Annotated in this window: 2 tRNA genes and 2 rRNA genes; all 4 read left to right on the plus strand. The window is 50.2% G+C overall.

Going from position 1 to position 3,846, the window contains the following annotated elements:
* Nucleotides 1-8: 8 nt before the first annotated feature.
* Nucleotides 9-1,538 (plus strand): 16S ribosomal RNA (locus JCM12259_RS12375).
* 174 nt (nucleotides 1,539-1,712) lie between these two features.
* Nucleotides 1,713-1,786: transfer RNA gene (locus tag JCM12259_RS12380), tRNA-Ile, on the plus strand.
* Nucleotides 1,787-1,896: 110 nt separating this feature from the next.
* Nucleotides 1,897-1,970 (plus strand) — tRNA-Ala (locus tag JCM12259_RS12385).
* 201 nt (nucleotides 1,971-2,171) lie between these two features.
* Nucleotides 2,172-3,846, plus strand: a 23S ribosomal RNA gene (locus JCM12259_RS12390); the annotation flags it as partial.

Raw genomic sequence — 3,846 nt, forward strand, 5'->3', positions numbered from 1 at the left:
CATTTTTTACAATGGAGAGTTTGATCCTGGCTCAGGATGAACGCTAGCTACAGGCCTAACACATGCAAGTCGAGGGGCATCATGATGATTGCTTGCAATCGTTGATGGCGACCGGCGCACGGGTGAGTAACGCGTATCCAACCTACCCATGACTAAGGGATAACCCGTCGAAAGTCGGCCTAAGACCTTATGTAATCCGAAGCAGGCATCTAATTTGGATGAAAGATTAATTGGTGATGGATGGGGATGCGTCTGATTAGCTTGTCGGTGAGGTAACGGCTCACCGAGGCAACGATCAGTAGGGGTTCTGAGAGGAAGGTCCCCCACATTGGAACTGAGACACGGTCCAAACTCCTACGGGAGGCAGCAGTGAGGAATATTGGTCAATGGACGATAGTCTGAACCAGCCAAGTAGCGTGCAGGATGACGGCCCTATGGGTTGTAAACTGCTTTTATGCGGGGATAAAGTGAGGGACGTGTCCCTCATTGCATGTACCGCATGAATAAGGACCGGCTAATTCCGTGCCAGCAGCCGCGGTAATACGGAAGGTCCAGGCGTTATCCGGATTTATTGGGTTTAAAGGGAGCGTAGGCTGCCGTTTAAGCGTGTTGTGAAATGTACCGGCTCAACCGGTGATGTGCAGCGCGAACTGGATGGCTTGAGTACGAAGAGGGAATGCGGAACTCGTGGTGTAGCGGTGAAATGCTTAGATATCACGAGGAACTCCGATCGCGAAGGCAGCATTCCGTTTCGTGACTGACGCTGATGCTCGAAAGTGCGGGTATCGAACAGGATTAGATACCCTGGTAGTCCGCACGGTAAACGATGGATGCTCGCTGTTGGATATTTTTATTCAGTGGCTAAGTGAAAGCATTAAGCATCCCACCTGGGGAGTACGCCGGCAACGGTGAAACTCAAAGGAATTGACGGGGGCCCGCACAAGCGGAGGAACATGTGGTTTAATTCGATGATACGCGAGGAACCTTACCCGGGCTTGAATTGCAGAGGAAAGATCCAGAGATGGTGATGCCCTTCGGGGTCTCTGTGAAGGTGCTGCATGGTTGTCGTCAGCTCGTGCCGTGAGGTGTCGGCTTAAGTGCCATAACGAGCGCAACCCTTTTCCTTAGTTGCCATCGGTTCAAGCCGGGCACTCTGAGGATACTGCCTCCGCAAGGAGTGAGGAAGGTGGGGATGACGTCAAATCAGCACGGCCCTTACGTCCGGGGCTACACACGTGTTACAATGGCGCGTACAGAGAGCTGGGTTTGCGCAAGCACTCTCAAATCTTTAAAACGCGTCTCAGTTCGGACCGGGGTCTGCAACCCGACCCCGCGAAGCTGGATTCGCTAGTAATCGCGCATCAGCCATGGCGCGGTGAATACGTTCCCGGGCCTTGTACACACCGCCCGTCAAGCCATGAAAGCCGGGGGCGCCTGAAGTCCGTGACCGCAAGGATCGGCCTAGGGCGAGACCGGTGATTGGGGCTAAGTCGTAACAAGGTAGCCGTACCGGAAGGTGCGGCTGGAACACCTCCTTTCTGGAGAGATGAATATGATGTAGGACGATATGATAAGAGTCTAAGGTATGTTTAGAATCTTGAATTCTTTTCCTGTACGTGCTTGCTGTTTTTGTAAAGATAAGATATTGGTAAGTAAGAGGAACAAAGAAGCAGAGCGATCAAGTGGCAAGGTCGGATTCTTGATTGTCAGACAGTCCTATAGCTCAGTTGGTCAGAGCGCCACACTGATAATGTGGAGGTCGGCAGTTCAAGTCTGCCTGGGACTACTTCTTTTGAATGTGTAATTTGGGATTAGGGAAATAGAATAGTTTATTTACATTCTTGCCATTCCGTTTGGAAATTTTTATCATTCATAACTCACCATTGCTCATGAAATGGGGGATTAGCTCAGCTGGCTAGAGCACCTGCTTTGCAAGCAGGGGGTCAACGGTTCGAATCCGTTATTCTCCACGACATGTCGTTCATCTGATTCTTCATTATGCTTAATGTAGGATGGATATAGAATTGACAACCCGATCTTTGACATATTGATACAAGCAAGACTGAAAGTAAAAAGAGTCAATCAAGACAAAATAACTACTGAAAGTACGAGCCACCATAGTCTTTTCAATCGACTTTTGTTGTATAAGAATCTATGGTGTGTATATTCTAAGGAAAGTAACTAAGGGCGTATGGCGGATGCTAGGCTCACGGAGGCGATGAAGGACGTGATAAGCTGCGATAAGCTACGGTAAGGTGCAAATAACCTTTGACCCGTGGATTTCCGAATGGGACAACCCACCTATCTGTTGGATAGGTATCACTAATCATTTAGTGAGGCGAACCGAGGGAACTGAAACATCTTAGTACCTCGAGGAAAAGAAAATAAAAGAATGATTCCCCCAGTAGTGGCGAGCGACCGGGGACTAGCCCAAACCACCGTTGTGGTAACGCAAAGATGGTGTTGTAGGACTGCGTGATTGTACTTTAATTGTGAGAGGAACGTTCTGGAAAGTACGGCCATAGCGGGTGACAGCCCCTTATTCGAAGCAAGATAAGACATAGCAGAATCCTGAGTAGTGCGGGGCACGAGTAATCCCGCATGAATCCGCCGGGCCCATCCGGTAAGGCTAAATACTCCCGTGAGACCGATAGTGAACCAGTACCGTGAGGGAAAGGTGAAAAGAACCCCGATAAGGGGAGTGCAATAGTTCCTGAAACCATACGCCTACAAGCTGTCGGAGCTGCTTTTGCAGTGACGGCGTGCCTTTTGCATAATGAACCTACGAGTTACCATGTCTGGCAAGGCTAAGCGTCATGAGACGCGTATCCGCAGTGAAAGCGAGCCTGAATAGGGCGTCATAAGTCAGATGGGGTAGACGCGAAACCAAGTGATCTACACATGTCCAGGATGAAGTTCCGGTAACACGGAATGGAGGTCCGCACGGATAAGCGTTGAAAAGCTTCCCGATGAGGTGTGTGTAGGAGTGAAAGGCCAATCAAACTTGGAGATAGCTCGTACTCCCCGAAAGGCATTTAGGTGCCGCGTGTATCGATCCCCGTAAGAGGTAGAGCGACCGATAGGTCAAGAGGCTTCACCGCCTATTGAGACCTGACGAACTCCGAATGCTTATGGGTAGCAGATACGCAGTAAGGGGGCGGGTGCTAAGGTCCGTCCCCGAGAGGAGAAGAATCCAGACCGCCGTCTAAGGTCCCGAATTTTGCTCTAAGTTAGTCTAACGAAGTGTGGTCCCGGTGACAGCCAGGATGTTGGCTTGGAAGCAGCCATTCATTCAAAGAGTGCGTAACAGCTCACTGGTCGAGGTCCGTGCATGGATAATAATCGGGTATAAGAGCAGAACCGAAGACGCGGGATAGTAATGAATATTAAAAGTATCGGTAGGGGAGCATTCCATGAGCGTAGAATGTAGGAGGATAACTTCTGCTGGAGCTTATGGAAACGCAAATGTAGGTATAAGTAACGCTAAGGAGGGTGAGATTCCCTCCCGCCGTAAGACTAAGGTTTCCCGGGCAATGCCAATCATCCCGGGGTCAGTCGGGTCCTAAGGCTCAGCCGAACGGCGAGGCCGATGGCATACACGGTTAATATTCCGTGACTTGCATAGGGAGCGACGTGGTGACGGAGGCGTGACACTGCCGCGGAGAAACGGAATTCTCCGTTAAAGGATGTAGATGTTGAGGGGAGCAGGCAAATCCACTTCCCGAGTCGAACTCCGATAGTATATCTCTTTCTTCGGAAAGGGATAATAGCGCAGGTAATCAAACTCCCGAGAAAAACCGCTAAGCATCCATCTCTATGGAACCCGTACCGTAAACGGACACACGT

This window comes from Hoylesella enoeca JCM 12259 (assembly GCF_000613405.1).
Lineage (GTDB): Bacteria > Bacteroidota > Bacteroidia > Bacteroidales > Bacteroidaceae > Prevotella > Prevotella enoeca.